Origin of the sequence: Nocardia sp. NPDC050793 (genome assembly GCF_040654065.1) — a bacterium.
Taxonomy (GTDB): Bacteria; Actinomycetota; Actinomycetes; order Mycobacteriales; family Mycobacteriaceae; genus Nocardia.
Window position 1 is genome coordinate 420,622 of sequence record NZ_JBFAHG010000004.1, and the last position, 21,888, is coordinate 442,509.

Below are 21,888 nucleotides of genomic sequence, written 5' to 3' on the forward strand. Positions count from 1 at the left end.
TGTGACGATGCCGGGACCACCACATAGGAGAAACCACATGACCACGGCCCCGCAACCAACCTCGGCGCTGATCACCGGCGGTAACAAAGGACTCGGCCTGGAGACCGCCTGCCGCCTCGGAGAACAAGGCTGGACAATCTTTCTCGGCTCACGTGACCGTGGACGAGGACAAACTGCCGCCGACCAGCTGACCGCCCGCGGCGTCGACGTAACCATGATCCCGCTCGACGTGACCTCGGACCGGTCCGTGGCCGACGCTGTAAACCTCGTCCGCCAGCACACCGACCGGCTGGACGTACTCGTCAACAATGCGGGCGCCGCGGGCGCCATCATGGCACCCGCGGAGGCAACGGTCGAGGAGGTTCACTCCGTGTACAACACCAATGTTTACGGGCCGATCAGGGTCACCAACGCCTTCCTCCCCCTGCTACGGGTCGCCGACAACCCACGGCAGCGGGCCGCACTTGCCACCCCTCGAAGTCGCTTGTCGTTCATCGAGTGACTGACGAGCACGGTCCCGCCTATGGCCATCGGGCGGGGCCGCTGCCGTGCAACGCACTCACATACCGCATACCGCGCTGATCGAACCGGCCAGCGAGCGGTGCTGACGGAACGACAAAGCCGCCGCCCGGACACCGTACGGGCGCTCAGCAGAGTCTCTACCAGCAGCGATACGCGCGCTGACCTACTTCTTCGCAGAGGCTGATCCGCTTCGGAACTCGACCCTCGTGACATCCGCCGGAAGGCGTGAATTACCACCCACTTCCGCAGGCCCGGAGCGCAACAAGCAATCGGCGGAATGAGCGGGTGCAGACCTGCCTGGCTGATGCGAGACGGGAGTCGGCCCAGGTGTGCCGATCCCGTACTTTGTCCAAGCTGCACGCCTCCCCGGAGGGACGGGTCTGCTACTGGCGTAGGGAGAGGTATGAAGGTCGAGAAGTTCAGTGACGGCATGGTCGATGTCAGCGGTTCTGCGGAGGAATTCGAAGGTCTGGCCGCTGTGGTGGCCCGGGGCGACGGGACGTTCGAGACTGAGGGTCTCGCGGCTGTAGAAGTCCGCTCGGACGCCGGTCGTCGACTGCTCATCCAGGTCGTCGAGCAGCGCCGGGTCTTGTTGCTGGTGGGGGACCGAGTGAGCCGAGCGCTCTTCGCGGAAGACCTCCGTGGGGTGGGGTCCATGACGGACGGCGGGCATCAGCACATCGAGTACTACGAGGACTTCGGCTACCTGAGGAAGGGTTCGGCGCCTCTGGTGCTCAATAGTCCGCACGGGGGCATGCCGCGGCCGTAGAGCTGATCCGCAGACGCGCTCGGGGTCATTATCTGTGACTACGAACCAACGCACGGTAATCGGACAGCGTGCTCAGCGAGCGCGGGCGAAGGCCATGCGGTTCCCACGTTCCAAAGCTGGGCGACCGTACTAGACCTGCGGCGCGGCGGCCGTGATGGATATGCCGACAGTGTTATTCGGACCCCGGAGTTTGCCCGTCCAGGCGACGAGTGCACCTACGATGCCGTACTTCTTACGGATCAACGTACGCGCACGCTCGGTCCCGACGGTATCCAAGATCTCGGCGTGGCCGTCGACCACATCTCCACTGGTCGCCGTGCCCCTGGCGTTGCAGAGCTGCAGAGTCACGTTCGGGTTGCGCCGGATGCGCTTGATCTTCCAGCTGTCGGCGTTGGCGGCCACCACGATTCGGTCGTCGTGCTGAGCCAGCCATACCGGTGATCCGACCGGACTTCCGTCCTTCTTGTAAGTGGTCAGCATCGTGTATTTTCCTGCGCCGATCTCACTCCATGTCATACCTGTCTCCGGGTTCGTCGCATTCATGGTTCAGACCTGTTCGGTAGGACGGTCAATCCGTTTTCGTCGCCGGTCCTGTCACGAACCGGAGCGCGTCTTGGCTGGGTGGAGCGCCGAAGACACGGCGGTACTCCCGGCTGAACTGGGAGGGGCTGTCGTACCCCACGAGGTATCCGATGTGGGCCACATCTTTGGGATTCGCTGCCAGCAGGAGACGGGCCTCTTGAAGTCTGATCTTCTTCTGATACTGGATGGGCGTGGTTCGGGTGATGGCCTGGAAGTTCCGATAGAAAGCCGAGGGGCTCATTCCGATGCGCTCCGCCAGTTCCTCGACCCGAAACGGTTGGCGATAGTTCTGCCGAATCCATTGCACCGCTTCGGCGATCGGGGAGAAGCGGGGGTCGGTGAGCCCGATCTGGCGGACGGTTGGGCCGTGCTCGCCGGTGAGCAAGCGCCACAGCATCTCTCGTTTGACGAGGGGAGCCAGCACATCCCGATCGCGTGGCTCGTCGAGCAGGCGCACCAACCGCACCGTGGCGTCGAGGAGTTCGGTGGAGGCGTCGGCGAAAATGACTGCGGGCGGGGCGATCTCGTCTTCTTCGGGGAAGGTGCCGCGAGTGGCCTGCAGCATCGTCTCGGCGACTTCCGAGGGATGCAGGCGCAGGCACAGACCCAGTACCGGCCGTTCCGGGGTGGCCTCGATGAAGTGGCACTTGAGGGGCATGACGACGGATGCCACGAGACATTGCCCGGCACGGTAGTCGTATACCTGCTCGCCGTACGCGAGACGCTTCGCTCCTTGGGCGATCAGCGTCATGCGTGTCCCGACCGTGGGCGGCGGTGGCGGCGGTGCCTCCGACTCCTCCCGGCCGATCATCAGATCCGTGATCGCGGTTGTCGCGTCGTGTCGGGCATGGCGGGCCAGCAGCACGCAGAGCTCGTCGAGCAGCATGGCCGCTGCCTGGTTCGCCGACATGATCATGATCCTCCGTGATGTTCAGATCTGCTCAGTAGGGCGAACGAGTAGTTCGGCGATGGCCACATGCCGCGGGCGGGTAACGACATAGCTCACGGAATCGGCAATGTCGCGGGCTTGCAACCGCTCGATGTCGCCGAAGGCGGCGGCGAGCTGCTGCTGGACCGCTGCCGAATTATGTTCCCGCAGTTCGGTATCGACGCTGCCGGGCTCGATGACGGAAACGCGGACATGTTGCCGCGCCAATTCCTGGCGCAACGCCTCGCTGAAGGCACCGACGCCGAACTTCGTCGCGCTGTACACCGCGGACATGGCGAACGCGCTGCGACCGGCGAGCGAGCCGATGTTGACGATGTCGGCAACCCGGCGTGGTCCTTGGGCGGCCGCCTCGACCAGATGAGGGATGGCGGCGTGAGCACAGAACATCAGGCCCATGAGATTGATGTCGATCATGCGGCGCCAGTCGTTCAGGTCCGCGCGGGGAGCGGGCCCGAGCAGCATCAGACCGGCATTGTTGACCAGGGTGTCCAGGCGGCCCAGGCCCTCGACGGTCCGTTCCACCGCCTCCGCGGCGGCTTGGGCGTCGGTGATGTCGGCGGGCACGATCAAGGCGCGCCCACCGGCGTCGGTGATTTCCGTGGCGAGCTCGGCGAGCCGATCCTTGCGCCGACCGACCAAGGCCACGGATGCGCCTTCACGGGCCAGCTCCGATGCGGCGGCGCGGCCGATGCCGCTGGAGGCCCCGGTTATCAGAGCGACGGTTCCTTCGAGACGAGCAGTCATGGTTCGAGCCTTTCGTTGAACGTCCTCGGTGCTGAGGGGCCGTGACGGACCATTCAACCAACATGACCTGCGAAAACGTTAGAACGATACTCGCTCACTCTTGCACAATACTCGCAAGTTCGAAGTGCCCGGACCGGTGTTCGGCGGCGGTGCTCATCGTCAGAGGTAATTGGCTTCGAAATGCACCCCAGCGGGGCGCCGCCGCTTCAGCTATTTGCCTAGGTCACCTGAAGCTGTTGTGTCACAGTATGTTTTATCGAAGGCATGGCCCACTCAAAGCATGTGAAGGGGCGCACGGCTCCCGTCGAATGTCAGGAGGGTCGAATTCCGCTTCAACGTCCGAGTCTCTCGAAGAAGTAGGTCGTCTGATCGATCGCTGTCGGTAGAGACTCTGTCGGCGGTGAGATCAGTCGGCAATTCGGCGCGTAGCCCGATCCGGCAGGATCCCGGCCCGGACGAGTTCCTCGTAGATCCGCTGCTGCTCATCGTCGAGATTCGAGTACAGCATGTCGTATGCGAGATCTTCCTCGGCGAGCACCGCGACCGGATCCCAGTCGTCACCGAGCGCCGCGACGACGGCGCTGCGCCGTCGTACCTCGTCCAGCGTGAGGTCGTAAGCAAAATTGTGGTCGGCCATTTAGGCAATCTCCAGCCAGGTTCTTTCCAAAAACGAATTGACGATGCCCAACTACGCCTTCTCGGGCAATGACCTGAATCACGTTCCACGGCTGGACTTCGTCACATTCGATGCCCGCGCGCGGACTGGACCACGGAGTAAATACGTCCACATAATCGCCACGACACGTCCACCGCTGAAATCGGGCACGGCGACGCCATATCGCCACGCCGCCAACAGAGCGGAACTCGCCAATGGCCGTCGCTGGCGCCTGCGTGCGGTTGCCGGTCACTCCGGTGCTATTCACCCCGACGTGAACACTCCCGCACCGATCGAACCCGAAATGGGCCGACGCTGTGCTGTTCGGGATCGATCATGAAGGAGAAGCCGATTTCAGCGTGATTGCTCGTTGTCCCGCTGCTGGGCTGCTGGTGGATCGGCAAGTCCGGTGGAGTGAGCCAGTGCGTTGTACAACCAGTCGTGGGTTGGCCCTACAGTGACACGAGTTCCGAAGAATTGTTCTGTCAGAGCCCAGTAGCGGTGAATCCGGTGGTCGGAATCGGTTGCGTCGATCAGCAACTGCTCGCGGAAACGCGCGGAATCACGTTCCCCTCGCGCGCGAGCGTGGGCGTTGACGAACCGATCGAGTTCGCTTCCGGCATACGGTCGCACGCCTTGCGATACGAGTGGCACCACGTCCCTCAACACGTCGTCTACGTCGATGTATAACCTTCGACGGTCGCGGATCGGCTCCGACTGATTTCGCCAGTACTGCTGTCGTACGGCACCATTCATGTCTGGATCGGCGACGAGAGCGGCCAACTCGGCATACGCGACGACCTCGTCGATGGACGGATCGGCAGGCGGCTCCGGGACATTCCAGTACACCCACATGTCGATGTCGCGCCGGGGTATCGGTGCGAGGATGCGCCGCCAGAACTGGACGAGGCAATCGTGCACGACGCCACCGTCCTGCGCGGCGGCCAGAAGCGCGAGCCGTTCGGCTCGCTGCGTCGGGGCAGCCGTCTCGATGGCCCGCAGTGACGCCCGCCGCCACGAAAGCGACTTGAATTCGATATCGAGTCGCGCACTTTCGGTGGCGATGGCTTCGGCGATCGACCGTTCGCCGTGCAGCACATCGATGATCGAGCTCAGCCCGAGACCGAGCGCGCGCAATCGCCGCACCAATAGCAGTCGTTCGGTGGCGCTGTCGGCGTCGAATATCCGATGCCCGCCTGCGCTGCGCTGGGATTCCAGAATGCCTTCGTCGCAGTAGAACCGGATCGTTCGCACCGCAAGCCCGGTGCTGCGCGCCAACTCCCCGATGCTCACCAGCGCGCCCGCCTGTGTGTTGTCTGTCACAACCTGTTGAACCTCCACCCCGGTGGAGCTTTTAGCGTACTGGCACCGCCGCGCGACCCTCACAGACGGGAACCAGTGCCGTAGTGGGAGACGAGTGGCGTACAGCGGATATGTGATTGCACCGAGGAAGGGTGATTCGTGGCTACCACGCAGGAAGAAATCGTCGTCGGCATCGCGGAGATTGTCGAGGAGGTGACCGGCATCGACGCCTCGGAGGTGGTGATCGAGAAGTCCTTCGTCGATGACCTGGACATCGACTCGTTGTCGCTGGTGGAGATCGCCGTGCAACTGGAGGACAAGTACAGCGTGAAGGTCCCCGACGAAGACCTGGCGAGCCTGAGAACCGTCGGCGACGCAGTCGTCTACGTCCAGAAGATGGAGGCGGAAAGGCCCCAGCTCGCGGCGGAAATGGAGGCGAAATTCAAGGAAGGCCAAGCGAATTGAAACCAGTGCCGCTGAGCAGTCCTCGGCGCCCGTCGAGGTGGTGCCAGTGATCGCTGATCCACTGTTGAATCCCGCTGCGGTCGAGCTCAGCAGCTTCTTCCCACAGCCACCGGACGCCGTGTGGCGCGCGTTGACGGAGCCGGATCTCCTGGAGCGGTGGCTGCTTCGACCGACCGGGTTCGCCGCCTCGGTCGGAACGCGCTTCCGATTCACCAATCCGGACTCATCGATCGGTGGGATCGTCTGCGAAGTGCTGGCGGCCCGGCCGTGTGAACAGTTGACCTACAGCTGGATATATCCGCAGGCCGAGCATCCCGCCCGGTGGATTGTCGACTGGACGATACGTCCGCAGGGTCGCGGCACGCGACTTCTGTTGACTCAGACAGGTTTTGACGTTGAGGATCGTCGGCAGAGGATGGTGCGCAACGCCACGGAGCGAAGCTGGAAGCGTCTCGTGCTCCCGCGGCTCGGTGAGGTGATCCACCACTAACCCGATCGAATGCGATGTACACAAACGAGTGAGTCCCATCCGTAGATCGGCGGATTTGGGGGTCGTCGCGACGCCGCTGCTAGTCGGTGGTGGACAAGAACATAGCCAGGCGCTCGGTTGGGGTATCCCAGCCGAGCGTTTTGCGTGGGCGGGCGCTAGTTCGGCGGCGACGGTGTCGAGGTACTCATGGTGTCATCGCGATGCTGATGACTGCGGCGGCATCGCGGAGAGTCCGCGTCGCCGAGCAGGTCAGTCCGCCTGTGGAGGATCGGTGTCACCGCTGCGGCCATTGTCCTGATCACCGTCGGTGCCGGATCCCTCGCCTGCGCTGGGTCGAATTCTGCGCGGTCTGGGCATGCGGCGATTGCCGGCGGCTGGGGCATCGTCACCAGCTCGTTTCCGCCGCAATGCGTCGAGATCGATGACACTCCCATGATGCTCGGCTGCGCCCGAATCATCCTCCGGAGCGGAGTGCCACGCCTGGCCGGGGTCGACCGGCCACCACCCTGTCTCACGCTGCAGTTCTGAGCGCATAACGGGCCTGGTCGGTGCGGGGTCGTAGACGGGACCGCCTTCCGAACGCCAAGGTTGGTGGGGACGCTCGTTGGCTTCTTCCGTAATTCGCCGCGGGCGACGCGGCAGCCGGGTGACTTTCGACGTGCCGTCCTTCGCCTCGGGGGAATCGGTCTCGGCAGCCTTCGTACCTTCCAGCTTTCTGCGCAACCGTTCCACCGCATCGAACCTCGACCCGCCGGGCTCCGGCAGGGATCCTCGTCCCGGCAATTCTCGGTCCGACATCGCGCTAGCAGCCGACGGCTGTCGTGGCTCCCGTCGGCGCCACGCCAGCAGGTACCCCGAGCTGATTTCTGAACTTGTTCCTGATTGCGTCGATCACGTCCGTATTCTCCCTCAGGACCGCCACACTAGTTTCCTGCTCTGACCCACTGAGCGCCGGAGCCAGGCCGGGGCGCCATCGCCCACGTGATGAATCAACGATAACCGGCAGGTTCGCGCCGATGCCCTGCCCCGAGGCTCGATGGGGCACCAGGATCCCGTGCACCACGCGGACCAGTGCCTGTTCGTCGCCCCTGACCAGGCCGAACACCGTGTCAGCGGGTCTGTCAGGCTGGCGTCAGGCCGGTGTCAGCCGGGCTGGCGACAGTATTCATGTGAACAGCGCAGCAATTGCAGCTTCCGGGCTGTGGAACAAGACGACCCTCGATGGCTTCGATCTGACCATCGGTGCCGGCCCCTACCCGATGCTGCACACGGAATGGCTCGACCGGCTCGCCCGCGGGATGCGGTATCTGCGCAGTGATCACACCTTCGCCCAGTTGATCCGCTTTGCCCTGGTCGGCGGCGCCAGCAACATTGCGTACGTCCTGCTGTTCATGGCCATGAATGGGATCGGCCCGCTGGTCGCCAATATCGCGGGCTCGATCGTCAGCACGGTGATCGCGAACGAACTGCACCGGCAGCTCACCTTCCATGCGGCCGGCCGGGTCGGCTGGTTCACCGCACAGTGGGAAGGCGGAGGGCTGGCGCTGATCGGCCTGCTGATCAGCACTGCGGCGCTGGCCGGCCTCGACTCCTGGGCACCCGGCCTCGGCGAGATCGCACAGGCGGGCGCTGTGATCGCCATCATGGCGGCGGTCGGCGGTATGCGCTTCCTGGCACTGCGCGGCTTCGTCTTCTGAAAAGCTGTTCGCCCGAGGTCTATGGCTGGTTCCTATGCTGTCGGCATGTCAACGGATCTGGGGTTCCTCTGCTCGAGCTGCGGCCAGGAACACGATGGGCTGCCATTCAGCTACGGCACGGTCGCGCCCGCCTACTGGAATGAGGAACTGGACGGAGGCTCGGGAAACATCCTCGGCGACGAGCAGTGCGTGATCGGCGGGGAACACTTCTTCATCCGAGCTCGCCTCGTCCTGCCGATCGTTGACTCGGAGAACGACTTCGAATGGGGGGTGTGGGTTTCGCTGAGCGAGTCGAGCTTCTCTCGCGCGACGGAGTTGTGGACCAGTCCGGACCGGGTACAGGAACCACCCTATTTCGGCTGGCTGTCCACCGAGTTGCCCACTTACGAACCGACGACTCTGAACTTGAAAGCCAAGGTGCACAGCCAGCCAGTGGGGGTTCGTCCGACGGTGGAACTGGAACCTACCGACCATCCGTTGGCGGTGCAGCAGCGAACCGGAATCACTCGTGCCCGGGTGCAAGCCATCGCGGAACTGCTGCTGCACCCTCGGCGGTGACGACGATCGGCGCTGACGGTGGTGTGCGGACGGCGCGATAAGCCGCATTCGATTGGGCTCGGTCGTTTCGCGCGCCAACTGTGTTGCGGCCGTTCCGAACACGCGGCCCGCGACATGTGGATGTTCGACAGGTGTCGCGATCGCCTCGGTTGCTACTGCGAAATCCGCGATGATTTTTCGATACGTGCGACAGCCGCGTCGAGGGCGAGGTTCATCGCGTACTCGTACTCGGCCTGGCTGTCGAACCGCGCCAGGTAGGGAGCGGCCTCGGCGACGGCGGGTAGTCCCGAGCGCTCGAGGACGGCTTGGCGGTCGGCGATGCCCGCGGTGTCGCTGGTGCCGTAGGTGGGGCCCGCGTTGACTTCGCGAAGCAGGGTGCCGATGAGAGTGGCGAGCAAGGTGCGCATCAGGTGGACGGCTTCCTGTGGGGCGCAACCTGCGGCACGCAGGATCTCCAAGACCCGCTGAATCGGCGCCAAGCCCTCGAACGAAGCCAGTTGCCGGGTGAGCACCAGCGCTGCGGCTTCCGGGTGTAGCAAGGCGCGGTCGCGGAATGCGTCGGCGATGGCGCGCAGATCGCCGCACAGGTCGCCCGTGACGGGCGGTAGTGCGATCGAGCCGAGGAGGTGCTCGGCGACGGCGTCGAGCAGGCCGTCTTTGCCGTCGACGTGGTTGTACAGGCTTTTCGGGTCGACTCCGAGCACGCGTGCGACGGCTCGTATCCCGACGCCGCCCACCCCGTCGACGCCGATGACTTCGAGGGTCGCCTCGACGATTCCGGCGCGGGTGAGCTGGGCCGCGCCTTTCGGCGGTCGACCGCGGCGGGCGGTGGGGGCGGGGGTGGCCATACCGTCATCTTTCCGCACCCCCTTGATTAAATCCACGTCGTGGGTATAAGTTCGTCATCACATTAAACCCACACTGTGGATATTGGAGATGCGAATGCGCTTTCCCTGGGGTCCGACAACGGTCGACGACCTGCCGACAGTGGGGGACCGTATCGATGCCTTCGACGCCACGAAGGACAGTCCCGGCGCCCGGTTGCGAATAGTCCGGGAACGGGCGCGCTCGTTCCGCCGCGAGTTCCCGAGCACCGGCACGCCGGACAGCGTCACGACATGTGACCTGGTGACGCTGCCGTACCCGACACGGTTCGGTCTGTTCCGGGCTTCGCGGGCGATCGCGCCGTTCCTGTCGATCACCAACCGCATGCTGGTGATCCGCTGGCACGATTCCGCGCAGCGCCGCCGGACGCTGCTGTTCGAGCCATCGGATGTCGAATTGGGCAGGTACACACCGTATTTCGCCAACCTGTCGGAACGGACGCCGCGAGTGCTCGAGCGGCAGGTCGTTCGCGAGCACGGCACGGTGCTCGGTCATCTCGCGCGGTTGGGGATCGCGCCGGAGGAAGTCGACTACCTGATGTTCGACCACCTGCACACTCAGGATTTGCGCAGGTGGGTCGGCACGACGGTCTATCAGGACGATCTCGCGTCCACGCCGCGGGCGATCTTCCCGAACGCGAAGGTGATCGTCCAGCGTGACGAGCTGGCCGCGATGGCCGAACTGCATCCGCTACAGCGGCCGTGGTACCAGCCCGCAGCCTACCGTGACGTACCCGCCGAGGCGTTCCTGCCCATCGAGGGATCGATTGTGCTCGGACCGGGCGTCGCTGTCGTCAAGACGCCCGGGCACGTATTCGGCAACCAGAGCCTGGTGCTCAACACCTCGACCGGCATCTGGGTCAGCAGCGAGAACGTGATCGCCGCCGAGGCGCTGACTCCCGAGCACTCCCGGTTGCCCGGCCTGGCGGCGTGGGCGGCTCGGTGGCAACAGGAGGTCGTGCTCAACGCCAACACGATCGAGACGACCGCCGAACAGTACAACTCGATCATCGTCGAGAAGACGCTGGCCGATCCCAGCCAGACCGACCCGCGATTCCTGCAGTTCTTCCCCTCCAGCGAGCTCACCGGCGCATGGACCAACCCGGGCACCCGGCCCACATTCAGCCACGGGCGGATCACCCACGGCCCGAGTCTTTGAGGAGCACTTCCATGTCGGAACGATTCACCCTGCCGCCCGAAGACGTCCTGCGCGCACGAGAGAAGTTGGTGCTCGACCACTTCCGTGACGAGGTCAGTCAGGACTGGGACGCCACCCTGTCGACGTTCCCGCACCCGCACTACGAGCTGATCGCGCAGATGCGCGTGCACGACGGGAACAGCGAAGTGCGCGACTACTACCACGACACCCGCGTCGCCTTCCCCGATCAGGATCACGAGCTCATCGCGTTCCGGCACAGCCACGACGCGGTCATCGTCGAATTCTGGTTGCTCGGAACGCATCTCGGCCCGCTCGGCAAGATCCCTCCGACCGGCTCCCGGCACCGCACCAGGATGACGGCCTACTTCGTCTTCGACGAGCACGAGAACCTCGTGACCGAGCGGATCTACTTCGACCAGCTCACCATCCTCAAACAGCTGGTGGGCGGGCTCGACAAGCGCGATCCGCGCGACCTGCTCAAACTCGGCCGCGCCGTCGCCGGAGCCCTCGCCATGGCAGGGGCGGAACCGGACCCGCGCCTGCTGGCCACCACGCCACCCGACCTCGGCGACTGACCGCCGTCGACGACACCGACCCACCGTAGGAGAAGAAACGTGACCATGCGCGCACTCGTCGGCGGCAAAGGATTCCGCCATGGAACGAGTCGTCGCTCACGATCCGGTGCTTCTTCACCGAGCGCGGCAACTCGACACCGCCACGCAGGAATAGTGAACCCTGCGGGACAGGAGATGCCGAAAACCACTCGGCGGACGAGCATGTGTCCTCGTTGCGTCCGTCGAGCGCTGTCCTGAGCTCCGCATTGCCGGATGCCGTGCGCCGCAGTCGGTCTCGATCCAGGCGAGATCGTCGGAAGATGTCGGTCCCCTCTGTCACTCTCTGGGTGGGGAGATTACTGCGGCCGAAGGAGTGCGAGATGGCCGAGATCGATGACCGTCCCGAGATCAGGCTGGTGGCGCATTGCCGCCGTTGTCACGGCTGGTTGGTGTCGGCGGAATCGGTCGCGCAGGGGATCGGGCCGACGTGTGCTATCCGTGAGCGCGCCGAACAGCGCGCCGCCGCGGCGCGGGAGCTGACGCTGTTCGACATCGTGGCCTGAGACGCGGGCCAATGACGCCGCCAGGCTGACTACCGGCGGTGATTGGCGGGCCACCGCGGGTACTCGGGGCGTGTCCTACCGTCCTGTTACTCGGTAAAGGAGGACCTCGCAGGCCCCCGGATCAACACTCGAACGGAAGGAATGAGCATGAAGATCGTCGTCATTGGCGGTACCGGGCTGATCGGCTCGAAACTTGTCGCTCGTCTGGGGGAGTACGGCCATGAAGCGGTTCCGGCCGCGCCCAGCACCGGGGTGAACACGCTCACCGGTGCAGGGCTGAAGGAGGTACTGCAAGGGGCTGAGGTACTGGTCGATGTCTCCAATTCGCCGTCGTTCGCCGACGACGACGTCATGAAGTTCTTCCGGACCTCCACCACGAACCTGCTCGCCGCCGCCGAGGCGGCAGGTGTCGGCCACTACGTCGCCCTGTCGGTGGTCGGTACGGAGCGGTTGCCGGAGTCCGGGTACTTCCGGGCGAAAGTGGCGCAGGAGGAGCTGATCAAGGGATCGGGTCTGCCGTACTCGCTCGTGCACGCGACGCAGTTCTTCGAGTTCGCGGGCAGCATCGCCGACTCCGCGACCACCGACGGCACAGTGCGGCTGTCCGGCGCCGGTGTGCAGCCGATGGCCGCCGACGATGTGGCGGCCGCCGTCGGGCGCACCGCCGCGGGCACGCCGGTGAACGGCGCCGTCGAGGTCGCAGGGCCCGAGGTATTCGGCCTCGACCAGTGGATTCGCACGGTGCTGACGGCGCGTTCCGATCCGCGCGAGGTGATCACCGATCCGCAGGCGCCGTACTTCGGCGCGGTGCTGGAGCAGCAGAGTCTGCTGCCCGGCGAGGGCGTGCAGGTCGCCCCGACCCGGTTGTCGGAGTGGCTGGCCCGCCAATGACCCTGGGGAAACATCGTTGGTCCATTCGGCCGAACGTCAGATCGTGCCGTCGGTACTCGTGATCGGCACCGGCGGCGCAGGCCTGCATGCGGCTGGCGACCTGGCCGAGCGTCGCGTGGACGTGCTCATGCTCGGCAAACGGCCGAAGACGGACGCGCACACTACGAGGTGCCGGTCTCGTCGCGGAATCGGCGGATGAGGGTTCGGCGGGAGAGATTGCAATGTGCAGATGCGGGCGCTCCGTGCGGGCAGATGGAGGCTGGTAGGCTCCATCCTGTACGATATGTTGTACGTATCGATCAAGGGGCTTCAGATGACCGCGCTACCGATCTCCACCGCACGTCAGAACCTGTTCAAGCTGGTGCAGCAGGTCAACGACGACCATGACACTGTCACGGTCGTCACCAAGAGCGGTCAGAACGCCGTGTTGGTCGCCGAATCGGATTGGAATTCGATTCAGGAGACGCTCTACGTGCTCGCCACGCACGGCGGTGTCCGACTGCTCGAGTCGGCGCAGGAGGCGCGGCGTGGCGATGTGGAGGTTCGCGAGCTGATTGATCCCGATGCCTGACCGTAAGCTGGCGTTCACCGCTTACGGGTGGGAAACCTGCACGTCCTGGCTGGCCCGCGATCGCACCATCTTGAAAGCGGCGAACAAGGTGATCAACGCCGCGCTGTCCGACCCGTTTGCCGGTATTGGCAAGCCCGAGCCGCTGAAGCATCAGCTCGCCGGTCATTGGTCTCGGCGGATCACTCGCGAGCATCGACTTGTCTACTACGTCACCGACAGCGAACTGGTCGTGATCGCTGTGGGTGGGCACTACGACGACTGACTTCGAACGTCGTCCGAAGATGGGTTCGAGCTGAGCCCATGATCGAGGGCTTCGGTGTGCGGCTAGCGCACGGGCGGTCGCTCCATGCGATCGATGGGGCTGGATTCCTTGTAGTTCGAATTACGAATGTTTCTGTGGCACAACGATGTCGGCTGCATCTGCGCCTGGGCGGATTTCTCTGTCCTGCACCGCTTCACGGTCCGCCTGCCGTCATCGCGGCGAGTTCTGGACACCTCCCCGCTGGGCTCAGCTCGCCTTCTGAAGTCCAAAGATGCTCGGTGGCAACGTGTTCGCGCGGTGCAGTGCGCAGTGGTAGCTGCTCGAAGACACAGGCGCGAAACGAACCCTGCACCGCGAGCCTTCCGCATTGTGGGCAACCTAATTACGCAACGCGAAATGACTAAAGTCCCTTAACTACCGGTAGGTTTGAAATACCGGAGGGTATTCTTTTCGCGTATCCGGGGGAAATGTGTTGTGTGCTGAGAAATTTCCCGTCGATAGCTGTACAGATCTCCCGGGCCGTGTGTAGCGTCGGGACTCGCTAAAACCCTCACAGACAAGCGGTGGCACGGTGATCGGAATCGAGGGCTGCTTGAAACGCATCATGGACATTCCAGGTGCGTGCAGCGTGACTATGGTGGACGGGGCGAGTGGTCTTGCGATCGCGGCGGCCGGGGAGCACGATCTGGTCGATCAGCACGAAGATGCTGCGGCCACAACGGATGTGGTTCGTACAGTGCTCGGCTGCTCGGCGCTGACGACCGGTCGGGAAGGGGACGATCTCACCGAGATCATCGTGTGCGGATCCCGCGGATTTCACTTGCTGAATCTGGTGGACGGCGACTTCGACGGCCGGATTTTCGTGCACGTGATGTGCGACGTCGACACCGGAAATCTGGCGATGGCGCGATTTCAGCTTCGGGCGATTCTCGCGGAATTCGCCGAGGACGGTTATGGGCGTTGAGCTCGCCGTCGAACTGCGGCGGTTGGAAAAGGAAGGGAGTACGGGTGTCTTACGCGCCGGTGATGGCGCATTTCATCTCACCGGCGGAGTGATCGCCTCCGCCGATTGTCGTAGAACGACCGGGCTGGACCGGCTGGTGGTGGAGGCGGGCGTGGCGACAGCGGAGGATTGGCAGCGGGCCGGCGCGGGGGATCCAGGACAGGTGCTGGCGCGGCCGCGGCTGGAAACCCTTGCGCTGCTATCTGTTTTCGATGCGGCATACTTCTTGCTCGCTTCCTCCGCAGTTCCCGAGTTCCGGCCCGCGCCGCCGCACTGGCTGGCCTCGGTCTGCCACATCACGCCGCGTGCGCTGGTGCAGGAATGCGAGCGGCGCGGCGATCCCGAGTCCGGGCCGTGGCCCGCTGAGCTGGTGGACCGCGTCGCGGTGGTGCCGGTACGCCGCGTCCGGCGACGCCACGTGGTGCTCACGGCGAGCCAGGCGGAGGTGCTCGCTGCGGTGGATACCCAGCGCAGCATCACCGGTATCGCCCGTGACCTGGGCCGCACCACGTACGGCTGTCTGGAGGCGGTGCGGGAATTGACCGCGGCGGGCTTGATCAAGCCGCCCGCCTCGATGGTCGTCGAGCCCGGTCGCCACGCCGCCCCGTGGGGCTTCGCTCCCCACAGCGGACCGCGAGAAGACGGGGCTCCCGCACGAATCGAGTCGCGAAACGGCAAGCACTCCAAGCTGACCGGGCCCCGCGTCACCGAGCCGGCGGCGTGCGCCGAGGCGGGGACCGTGCCGCCGTCGGCGCCGGGAGAGCCCACCGTCCCACCGCTACGCCGTCGGGTGCGCACGGCCCCGCCGCCGTCCGCGGAACCGTGGGAGCCCGTTGACCGCGACGTGCTGGTTCGCCTGCGGGCGGCGTTGGAGGAGCTTGCGTGACCGCGCGAAAGAAATTGCTCTGGATGGGAAGGTTGACCAAGGTGGCGATGTCCGGACCCGAACCGAACGCGGCGGTGCTGGCGGAACTGAAAATGCTGCGGGATCGGGTGCCACAGCTGACCGGCGCGCTGGTCGCATCCGGCGACGGGCTACTGATCGCGCACGACCTGCCCGCGCACATCGAACCCGACGGAATGGCAGCGCTGTCGGCTTCGCATCTCGCGCTGTCGTACCGGCTGACCGCAACCGCCAACGGCGGCGGCTTCCACGAGGTCGTTGTGCGCGGCACCGAGGGGCACGTGGTGATCTACACCGCGGGCTGGGCCTCGCTGACCGTACTGGCCGGACCCGAAGTGAACGTCGGCCGGCTCCATCTGGAGTCGCGCCCGGTGGCCCGCGCGATCGTCGACCATCTGGCGGCGATGACGCACAAGCCCGGCAGGGACCGGGCAACGCACACCCATCGAAAGGAATGAAATGTCGAATCTCGATCTGGCACTGAAGGACATGATGGTGATCGACGGTGCGATCGGCGCCGCCGTCGTCGATTACAACAGCGGTATGGCCCTGGGAATGCTCGGCAGCTCAAAGGCTTTGGACCTCCAGATCGCCGCGGCAGGCAACACCGAGGTGGTGCGCGCCAAACTGCGCACCATGGAACAGCTCGGCCTCAAAGAAGACATCGAGGACATCCTCATCACGCTCTCCAGCCAGTACCACATCATCAGGCCGATGACCGGCCGAAAATCCAAAGGGCTCTTCCTCTACCTCGCCTTGGACCGTGGCCGGTCCAACCTCGCGCTGGCCCGGCACCACCTCAGGGGCATCGAAGAGGAATTGGAGGTCTGATCGGCCGGGAGGAACGCCGGCGGAGTGCACCCGAGCAGGCGCCGATGAAGGCTGTCGCACGGTTGTCAGCCGACTGTGCGGTCGGGGCGGAGAGCGCGAAGGCGGCCCTGATCGCACTTGCGTGGGTCCGGTGAGCGGCGAACGATTGACTATGCGGCGGCGGCGTCGGTGGGCCGTGCGACGTCTCACGCTCGGTGGACCGCGACGCGTCGGCACCGCGAGATTCTCGAGCGATCGCTCCACACGAGGAGGACCAGATGTTCATCCAAGTGATTCAAGGCAAAGTATCCGACGCCGACCGGCTGAACCGGTGCATGGATCGGTGGACGGCTGAACTCGAGCCGGGCGCCGTCGGATATCTCGGCACGACGTACGGACTGTGCGACGACGGCACGTTCATCGCGCTTGCCCGTTTCGAATCCGAGGATGCGGCGCGCCGTAACAGCGCGCGACCAGAGCAGGGCGCCTGGTGGGCCGAGACGGAACAGTGCTTCGACGGGCCGGTCACCTTCATGGACTGCCCTGAGGTGACGCAGTGGATGGGCGGCGGCTCCGACGAGGCGGGCTTCGTGCAGGTCATGGAGGGCCACACGACCGATGCCCGCCGCATGCGGGAACTGCAAGCGCTGACCGACGATCGTTTGCGCGAAGCGCGTCCGGACATTCTCGGCGGCACGTTGGCGACCTACGGCGCCGACGGGTACGTCGAGACGGTGTACTTCAGGTCCGAAGCCGAGGCCCGCGAACACGAGAAGATGGAGCTTCCCGACGATTTGCGGCCGCTGTTCGAGGAAGAGAGCAGGCTCATGGGTGAAGTCACGTACTTCGACCTACACGAGCCGATGCTGGTTTCGGCACGGAAGTAGACGGCCATTGACCGCGGAGCACCGGTCCGATCGTCGATGACCCCGCTGTGGTCTGACTGGTACGCAGGATCTCAGCGATGTCTCCTTGCCACCAGGACGGTGTCGCGAAGCTCGATCTGGTGACTGCCGTGCGTCATCATCCGAGATCTGTTCTCCGCCACCGTGATTTCCCAGCGGTCGGGTTGCAGCGCTGCCGCCAGATCCTCGGCGGTGACGTGCACGCCGGACGCGTGCGCGGCGGAATGCGCGTCCGACGGATGGTGGCCGACGAGGAGAAGTGTGCCGCCGGGGGCGACGGCGGGAGCCAGTCGGCGAAGCAATGTTTCGGCTCCCGTGACGGGGTGGGCGTAATGCGAGCAGACGAGGTCGTAGCCGTTCTCTTCTGGCGTCCACTCCGTCAGATCCGCTGCCAGCCAATCGATTCGGCCCGCGATCTCCGGACCGCGGAGGTCGGCCAGCTCGCGGGCCCGATCCAGGGCGGCGGTGGCGAAATCCACCCCGGTCACCCGCCAGCCGTGTGCGGCGAGCCAAACGGCTTCCGCGCCTTCGCCGCAACCCGCGTCCAGCGCGCGGCCCGGGGTCAGGTTCGCCGCCTCCACCGTGAGGTGTGGATTGGGTTGCGGGTGCCGGGTGGTCGAATGGGCTCGATAGCGGGTTTCCCAGAAGGCGTGGTCGAGTTGTTCGGACACGATGATCCTTTCGTGTTCAGAGGCCGTGGCGGCCGTCGTCCGCCGCCGCGCACAGGCGGGCTTCGGTATCGGGTGAGAACGGATAGGCGGCGACGGCGTTCCGGGTGTCCTCGGCGACCAGGTCGGCATTGATGTGTCCTCCGGCGGTGGCGCCCGCGGCGGCGGCCGTGCCGACTTGGGCGGCCAGGTCGGTGACGTTCCCCGCCGCCCACACGCCGGGGACCGCGGTGCGGCCGGTCGGATCGGCGTCGATGAATTCGCCCATCGGATGTTCGGTGGGGCGCAGCCCGAGCGTCGCGAGGAAGTCCGCCCGCGCCACCATGCGCGACCCGACCGCGACGATCTCGCGTTCGATCACGGTCCCGTCGCTCAGGCGGACGCCGGTGATCCGATCGTCGGCGATCTCCAGTCCCGCGACCTCGCCCTCGACCAGCCTGACGCCGCGAGCCGCCAGCTGCACTGCCTCCTCGAGCGTCGGTGGCGTGGTGCCGGCGAAGAACGTGACGTCGGCGCTCAGCTGCCGGAACAACAGCGCTTGGTGCACCGACATCGGACCCGTGGCGAGCACGCCGATGGGCCGGTCGCGCACCTCCCAGCCGTGGCAGTACGGGCAGTGCACCACGTCCCGGCCCCAGCGTTCGCGCAGGCCGGGAATGTCGGGCAGCTCGTCGGCCAAGCCGGTGGCGACCAGCAGCCTGCGGGCTCCGACGGTCCGGCCGTCGGCCAGGGCCACGACGAAACCGTCACCGTCACCGTCGCGGCTCGCGCCACGCACTTCGCCGGACGTGAGCCGAACGCCGTACCCGCGGACCTCTGCGCGGCCGCGTTCCAGCAATTCGGCGGGCGGCGTTCCCTCCCTGGCCAGCAGGCCGTGCACGCCCTCGGCCGGAGCGTTGCGCGGCGCGCCCGCATCGATCACCAGCACCGAGCGGCGCGATCGGCCGAGCATCAGCGCGCCGCTCAACCCCGCGGCGCCGCCGCCGATCACCACCACGTCATAGCTGTCTCTCCGCTGATCGGTCACCATGACCACCTCCTGCGACGACTATGCGAGCCCATCGCCGGGAACGGCAACTTTCTTTGCCAATCTGGCAAACTGGTCAAATGGACGACGACCTCGACCAAGCGCTCGACGCGGTCGGTCCCCGACTACGTGCCCTGCGGCGGCAGCGCGAAACCACGCTGACCGAACTGTCGGCGACCACCGGGATCTCCGTGAGCACCCTCTCCCGGCTGGAGTCCGGCGAGCGCCGCCCGACGCTCGAGCTCCTGCTGCCCCTCGCCAGGGCGCACGGCGTCACGCTGGACGAACTCGTCGACGCACCGCCCACCGGTGATCCGCGTGTCCACTTGCGGCCGGTCACCCGGAACGGCATGACCATGGTTCCACTGACCCGTCGCGCCGGCGGCATCCAGGCGTACAAGATCGTCCTCCAGCCCGCCGACCCCGGCGCGGAACCTCGCCTCCAGACCCACGAGGGCTACGAATGGCTCTATGTGCTGAACGGACGCCTCCGCGCCGTCATCGGCGAGCACGATCTGGTGCTCGTTCCCGGCGAAGCAGCCGAATTCGACACCCACATACCCCACTGGTTCGGCGCCGCCGACCGAGAACCTGTCGAATTCCTCAGCCTCTTCGGCAAACAGGGCGAGCGTGCCCACCTACGCGCCCGTCCGAAATCGAAACGCGAAGAGTAACCCTCGGCTGTGGCCCAGGTCGGCGGGATGAGTGCCCAAATTAGCTGTGGTGCAGGCTGTTTCGATCAGCGCGTCATCGGGTTCGATCGCCGGCAGTGCGGAATCCGTCGTCGACGGAGTGGGATCTGCGGGCATCGGATCCGAATCATCCAACGCCGGACGCGTATTCATCCAAGCGCCGACGAACATCAATCCCGCTCCGATCCCTTGCAGAGGCGCGATGGATTCACCGAGGAACGCCCACGCGCACGTCAGCCCGAAGGCCGGGACGAGGAACATGGCGGACGTCGCCGTGGTGGGGCCGACCCGGCCGACCGCGTGGTAGTACAGCACGTAGGCGAGCGCGGTCCAGCGCGCCGAGATATGCCTGGTTGAGCCAAAATTCGAGGCCGAGCGCGGACCAGCGGACGTCGGCGAACGCGGGGGCGGCGAGCAGTCCGAGGGCGGTGGCGCCCGCGGCGGTCGCGTAGACGGTGACGGTGGCGGCGGGCAACCGGCTCAGTAGCGGCGCGCCGAGCAGGGTGTAGGCCGACCAGCAGGCTGCGGCGCCGAGGAAGAGGAGGTCGCCGAGCAGGCGGGTGTCGCCGGTGTCGGGAATGCCGAGGAAGAACACGACGCCGCCGGCGGCGGCGGCGAGCGCCAGCCCGAGCATTCGCGCACCGGACAATCGCACGCGCCCGAGCAGGACGCCCGCCGCGACCGTGCAGACCGGGGCGGCCATCGGCACGATCACGCTGCCGTCCGCCGCGGGGGCCAGGGAGAGGGCCAGAAAGAACAGCGCGTTGTAGCCGAACACGCCGAACATGCCGACGCCGGCCACGCGCGGCACTTCGGCGGCGGGCAGCCTCGGCGCGCGCAGCACCACGAGCAGGACGAGGGCGCCGATGAGGAAGCGCAGGAAGCCCGCCACCTCGTGCGGGACATCGCCGACGGCCGCCTTGGACGAGGCGAACGCGCTGCCCCAGAGGGCCATGACCAGGATCAACAGCAAACGGATACGCACGCTTCGATACTCGGCCTGGCCCGCCATGAGGTATTGAACGCTGGTGCGGTGGAATAGAGCGGTGAGCGAGTGGGTCGAGTATCGGCGGATGCCGGATCGCCCGGTGGAGGTGATGCGCGCTCACTTCGAGCGGCACGTCTATCACTTGCACGCCCACGAGACGTACTCGTTCGGGCTCACCGATTTCGGTGCGCAGAGTTTCGACTGCCGGGGCGCGGCCAGGGTAAGCGCGGCGGGCATGGTGATGGCGTTCAACCCGGACGAGCCGCACGACGGGCACAGCGCCACCGAGGCGGGCTTCACCTACCGGATCGTGCACATAGGCACAGAGCTGATCACCGATCTGCTGTCCGACCGTGCGGGTCGCCCGGCGGGCCTGCCGCTTTTCGCCGAACCCGTGCTGCATGACCCGCTGCTGGCGGGCGCGCTCGGCAGGCTGTACGCGAGCCTGACCTCGCACGCCACCGAATTGGCAAGGGACGAGGCACTATCCGCCACGGTCGCGGCGCTGGTACAGCGCGGCGCTCGCACCCCGCGCGAAAGAACGGTGATCGGCGGCGGCCACAGCGCGATCGCGCGCCGCGTGCGCGATGTGCTGGACGAGCGCTACCTGGAGACGCTGTCGATGGACGATCTCGTCACCTGCACGGGCGCCAGCCGCTTCGCACTCTACCGGGCCTTCCGCGCGAATTACGGTCTGGCGCCGAGTGATTACCAGCGCATCCTGCGTCTGCGGGCGGCGCGACGGTTGATCGCGGCGGGCCGTCCGGTCGCCGAGGCGGCGGTGGCGGCGGGCTTCGCCGATCAAGCGCACCTGACCCGCTGGTTCCGCCGCTGCTACGGCATCACGCCGGGCGTGTATTCGCGCGCGGGCTGACCGTCAGGCCGTCGCGCGCGCCCAGCGTCGCTTCGCCCAGCGGCGCATGGTCGGGCTCACCAGCAGCGCGGGCAGCAGCACGATCGAACCGAGCAGCATGCCGACCAGCACCAGCCCCGCGAACAGTTCGCCGATCGCCTGCACCGCGGCCGGCGTGGCGAACAGCACCGCGAACGCCGCGACCGCGAGGGCGGGCGGATGGTGCCCGGCTTGGGCGAGTATCGCGGCCGCCGTGCCGAAAGCTACGGCGAAGGCGAGTCCGACGACGCCGATCAGGTAGTTGTCCCAGGCGAACCAACTCGGGCGGACCGTGCGGTGGCGCCGGGAATGCCGAAGTTCTCCCATCGTCGGGAGCTTAACGGCCCCGCGGCGCCGCGCAGCGGATTCGGCGAAGTCGGTC

31 protein-coding genes and 1 pseudogene are annotated in these 21,888 nt (G+C 65.9%); 20 read left to right on the plus strand and 12 right to left on the minus strand.

Translation table 11 applies throughout. From position 1 onward, the window contains the following. Nucleotides 1–37 precede the first annotated feature (37 nt). Together AB0H50_RS16520 and AB0H50_RS16525 are read left to right on the plus strand one after the other, a co-directional pair. The gene (locus AB0H50_RS16520) at nucleotides 38–502 is read left to right on the plus strand and encodes an SDR family NAD(P)-dependent oxidoreductase (RefSeq protein WP_357452617.1); all 465 of its coding nucleotides are present in this window, start codon (nucleotides 38–40) and stop codon (nucleotides 500–502) included. A 423-nt stretch (nucleotides 503–925) separates the two neighbouring features. Then, a complete protein-coding gene (locus tag AB0H50_RS16525) occupies nucleotides 926–1,291 on the plus strand; it encodes a hypothetical protein (protein WP_357452620.1) in 366 nt (121 codons plus the stop codon). A gap of 129 nt (nucleotides 1,292–1,420) precedes the next feature. Here AB0H50_RS16525 and AB0H50_RS16530 read toward each other — a convergent pair whose 3' ends face one another. From AB0H50_RS16530 to AB0H50_RS16555, 6 genes and pseudogenes are all read right to left on the minus strand, one after another. Next, on the minus strand, nucleotides 1,421–1,834 hold the full coding sequence (locus AB0H50_RS16530; protein WP_357452624.1) for a PPOX class F420-dependent oxidoreductase: 414 nt from the start codon (nucleotides 1,832–1,834) through the stop codon (nucleotides 1,421–1,423). A gap of 25 nt (nucleotides 1,835–1,859) precedes the next feature. Continuing rightward, the gene (locus AB0H50_RS16535; RefSeq protein ID WP_357452627.1) at nucleotides 1,860–2,783 is read right to left on the minus strand and encodes an AraC family transcriptional regulator; all 924 of its coding nucleotides are present in this window, start codon (nucleotides 2,781–2,783) and stop codon (nucleotides 1,860–1,862) included. Between the two features lie 21 nt (nucleotides 2,784–2,804). After that, nucleotides 2,805–3,566 carry an SDR family NAD(P)-dependent oxidoreductase gene (locus AB0H50_RS16540; RefSeq protein WP_357452630.1) on the minus strand — a complete coding sequence of 254 codons (762 nt, stop codon included), beginning with the start codon at nucleotides 3,564–3,566 and terminating at the stop codon, nucleotides 2,805–2,807. A gap of 406 nt (nucleotides 3,567–3,972) precedes the next feature. Beyond that, nucleotides 3,973–4,203 carry a DUF6400 family protein gene (locus tag AB0H50_RS16545; RefSeq protein WP_357452633.1) on the minus strand — a complete coding sequence of 77 codons (231 nt, stop codon included), beginning with the start codon at nucleotides 4,201–4,203 and terminating at the stop codon, nucleotides 3,973–3,975. A gap of 372 nt (nucleotides 4,204–4,575) precedes the next feature. Further along, nucleotides 4,576–5,319 carry a hypothetical protein gene (locus tag AB0H50_RS16550; RefSeq protein WP_357453521.1) on the minus strand — a complete coding sequence of 248 codons (744 nt, stop codon included), beginning with the start codon at nucleotides 5,317–5,319 and terminating at the stop codon, nucleotides 4,576–4,578. Then, nucleotides 5,320–5,607: pseudogene (locus AB0H50_RS16555) on the minus strand (MerR family transcriptional regulator); the annotation flags it as partial. It abuts the gene before it with no gap. Between the two features lie 75 nt (nucleotides 5,608–5,682). Between AB0H50_RS16555 and acpM the strand changes: the two are divergent. From acpM to AB0H50_RS16575, 4 genes are all read left to right on the plus strand, one after another. Then, nucleotides 5,683–5,988, plus strand: coding sequence for a meromycolate extension acyl carrier protein AcpM (acpM, locus tag AB0H50_RS16560; protein WP_357452636.1), 306 nt, complete (start codon nucleotides 5,683–5,685; stop codon nucleotides 5,986–5,988). Nucleotides 5,989–6,034: 46 nt separating this feature from the next. Then, nucleotides 6,035–6,478: an SRPBCC domain-containing protein gene (locus tag AB0H50_RS16565; protein ID WP_357452639.1), complete on the plus strand. Its 444-nt coding sequence runs from the start codon at nucleotides 6,035–6,037 to the stop codon at nucleotides 6,476–6,478. A 1,259-nt stretch (nucleotides 6,479–7,737) separates the two neighbouring features. After that, nucleotides 7,738–8,175 carry a GtrA family protein gene (locus AB0H50_RS16570; RefSeq protein ID WP_357453437.1) on the plus strand — a complete coding sequence of 146 codons (438 nt, stop codon included), beginning with the start codon at nucleotides 7,738–7,740 and terminating at the stop codon, nucleotides 8,173–8,175. 45 nt (nucleotides 8,176–8,220) lie between these two features. Further along, the gene (locus tag AB0H50_RS16575; protein WP_357452642.1) at nucleotides 8,221–8,733 is read left to right on the plus strand and encodes a DUF2199 domain-containing protein; all 513 of its coding nucleotides are present in this window, start codon (nucleotides 8,221–8,223) and stop codon (nucleotides 8,731–8,733) included. Between the two features lie 152 nt (nucleotides 8,734–8,885). On the opposite strand, the gene AB0H50_RS16580 is transcribed toward AB0H50_RS16575, so the two are convergent. Next, on the minus strand, nucleotides 8,886–9,581 hold the full coding sequence (locus AB0H50_RS16580; RefSeq protein ID WP_357452645.1) for a TetR family transcriptional regulator: 696 nt from the start codon (nucleotides 9,579–9,581) through the stop codon (nucleotides 8,886–8,888). 94 nt (nucleotides 9,582–9,675) lie between these two features. On the opposite strand from AB0H50_RS16580, the gene AB0H50_RS16585 reads away from it, so the two are divergent. The 12 genes from AB0H50_RS16585 to AB0H50_RS16640 all read left to right on the plus strand — a co-directional run bounded on the left by AB0H50_RS16585 (nucleotide 9,676) and on the right by AB0H50_RS16640 (nucleotide 17,221). Then, entirely contained in the window at nucleotides 9,676–10,776 is a 1,101-nt protein-coding gene (locus AB0H50_RS16585) for a hypothetical protein (RefSeq protein WP_357452648.1), read from the plus strand. Nucleotides 10,777–10,787: 11 nt separating this feature from the next. Beyond that, nucleotides 10,788–11,351: an ester cyclase gene (locus tag AB0H50_RS16590; protein WP_357452650.1), complete on the plus strand. Its 564-nt coding sequence runs from the start codon at nucleotides 10,788–10,790 to the stop codon at nucleotides 11,349–11,351. Between the two features lie 359 nt (nucleotides 11,352–11,710). Next, on the plus strand, nucleotides 11,711–11,893 hold the full coding sequence (locus AB0H50_RS16595) for a DUF6011 domain-containing protein (RefSeq protein ID WP_068060305.1): 183 nt from the start codon (nucleotides 11,711–11,713) through the stop codon (nucleotides 11,891–11,893). Nucleotides 11,894–12,040: 147 nt separating this feature from the next. Continuing rightward, nucleotides 12,041–12,784: an SDR family oxidoreductase gene (locus AB0H50_RS16600; RefSeq protein WP_357452652.1), complete on the plus strand. Its 744-nt coding sequence runs from the start codon at nucleotides 12,041–12,043 to the stop codon at nucleotides 12,782–12,784. A 58-nt stretch (nucleotides 12,785–12,842) separates the two neighbouring features. Next, the gene (locus AB0H50_RS16605; protein ID WP_357453440.1) at nucleotides 12,843–12,983 is read left to right on the plus strand and encodes a hypothetical protein; all 141 of its coding nucleotides are present in this window, start codon (nucleotides 12,843–12,845) and stop codon (nucleotides 12,981–12,983) included. Nucleotides 12,984–13,067: 84 nt separating this feature from the next. Then, nucleotides 13,068–13,355 (plus strand): type II toxin-antitoxin system Phd/YefM family antitoxin, encoded by a 288-nt coding sequence (locus AB0H50_RS16610; RefSeq protein WP_357452655.1) that lies wholly within the window; start codon nucleotides 13,068–13,070, stop codon nucleotides 13,353–13,355. After that, complete coding sequence (locus AB0H50_RS16615) at nucleotides 13,348–13,617, plus strand: Txe/YoeB family addiction module toxin (protein WP_357452658.1); 270 nt, start codon at nucleotides 13,348–13,350, stop codon at nucleotides 13,615–13,617. The genes AB0H50_RS16610 and AB0H50_RS16615 overlap by 8 nt, the downstream gene beginning before the upstream one ends. Nucleotides 13,618–14,188: 571 nt before the next feature. Beyond that, nucleotides 14,189–14,581 carry a hypothetical protein gene (locus tag AB0H50_RS16620; RefSeq protein WP_357452661.1) on the plus strand — a complete coding sequence of 131 codons (393 nt, stop codon included), beginning with the start codon at nucleotides 14,189–14,191 and terminating at the stop codon, nucleotides 14,579–14,581. Further along, nucleotides 14,571–15,506 carry a hypothetical protein gene (locus AB0H50_RS16625; RefSeq protein WP_357452663.1) on the plus strand — a complete coding sequence of 312 codons (936 nt, stop codon included), beginning with the start codon at nucleotides 14,571–14,573 and terminating at the stop codon, nucleotides 15,504–15,506. The genes AB0H50_RS16620 and AB0H50_RS16625 overlap by 11 nt, the downstream gene beginning before the upstream one ends. Then, on the plus strand, nucleotides 15,503–15,982 hold the full coding sequence (locus tag AB0H50_RS16630; RefSeq protein ID WP_357452666.1) for a roadblock/LC7 domain-containing protein: 480 nt from the start codon (nucleotides 15,503–15,505) through the stop codon (nucleotides 15,980–15,982). Before AB0H50_RS16625 ends, AB0H50_RS16630 begins: the two co-directional genes overlap by 4 nt. Nucleotide 15,983: 1 nt before the next feature. Then, entirely contained in the window at nucleotides 15,984–16,355 is a 372-nt protein-coding gene (locus AB0H50_RS16635) for a hypothetical protein (protein ID WP_357452669.1), read from the plus strand. Nucleotides 16,356–16,612: 257 nt separating this feature from the next. Beyond that, nucleotides 16,613–17,221, plus strand: a complete 609-nt coding sequence (locus AB0H50_RS16640) for a hypothetical protein (protein WP_357452672.1) — start codon at nucleotides 16,613–16,615, stop codon at nucleotides 17,219–17,221. A gap of 71 nt (nucleotides 17,222–17,292) precedes the next feature. On the opposite strand, the gene AB0H50_RS16645 is transcribed toward AB0H50_RS16640, so the two are convergent. Beyond that, complete coding sequence (locus tag AB0H50_RS16645) at nucleotides 17,293–17,910, minus strand: class I SAM-dependent methyltransferase (protein ID WP_357452675.1); 618 nt, start codon at nucleotides 17,908–17,910, stop codon at nucleotides 17,293–17,295. Between the two features lie 16 nt (nucleotides 17,911–17,926). Then, a complete protein-coding gene (locus AB0H50_RS16650) occupies nucleotides 17,927–18,937 on the minus strand; it encodes an NAD(P)/FAD-dependent oxidoreductase (protein WP_357452678.1) in 1,011 nt (336 codons plus the stop codon). Nucleotides 18,938–19,014: 77 nt separating this feature from the next. Here AB0H50_RS16650 and AB0H50_RS16655 point away from each other — a divergent pair, with 77 nt between their 5' ends. Further along, entirely contained in the window at nucleotides 19,015–19,608 is a 594-nt protein-coding gene (locus tag AB0H50_RS16655) for an XRE family transcriptional regulator (protein ID WP_357452681.1), read from the plus strand. On the opposite strand, the gene AB0H50_RS16660 is transcribed toward AB0H50_RS16655, so the two are convergent. After that, a complete protein-coding gene (locus AB0H50_RS16660; protein ID WP_357452684.1) occupies nucleotides 19,573–19,941 on the minus strand; it encodes a DMT family transporter in 369 nt (122 codons plus the stop codon). The genes AB0H50_RS16655 and AB0H50_RS16660 overlap by 36 nt on opposite strands. Next, complete coding sequence (locus tag AB0H50_RS16665) at nucleotides 19,835–20,611, minus strand: DMT family transporter (protein WP_357452687.1); 777 nt, start codon at nucleotides 20,609–20,611, stop codon at nucleotides 19,835–19,837. The genes AB0H50_RS16660 and AB0H50_RS16665 overlap by 107 nt, the downstream gene beginning before the upstream one ends. A 61-nt stretch (nucleotides 20,612–20,672) precedes the next feature. Here AB0H50_RS16665 and AB0H50_RS16670 point away from each other — a divergent pair, with 61 nt between their 5' ends. Continuing rightward, on the plus strand, nucleotides 20,673–21,488 hold the full coding sequence (locus AB0H50_RS16670) for an AraC family transcriptional regulator (protein ID WP_357452690.1): 816 nt from the start codon (nucleotides 20,673–20,675) through the stop codon (nucleotides 21,486–21,488). Between the two features lie 3 nt (nucleotides 21,489–21,491). Here AB0H50_RS16670 and AB0H50_RS16675 read toward each other — a convergent pair whose 3' ends face one another. After that, the gene (locus tag AB0H50_RS16675; protein ID WP_357452693.1) at nucleotides 21,492–21,833 is read right to left on the minus strand and encodes a hypothetical protein; all 342 of its coding nucleotides are present in this window, start codon (nucleotides 21,831–21,833) and stop codon (nucleotides 21,492–21,494) included. Between the last annotated feature and the right edge of the window lie 55 nt (nucleotides 21,834–21,888).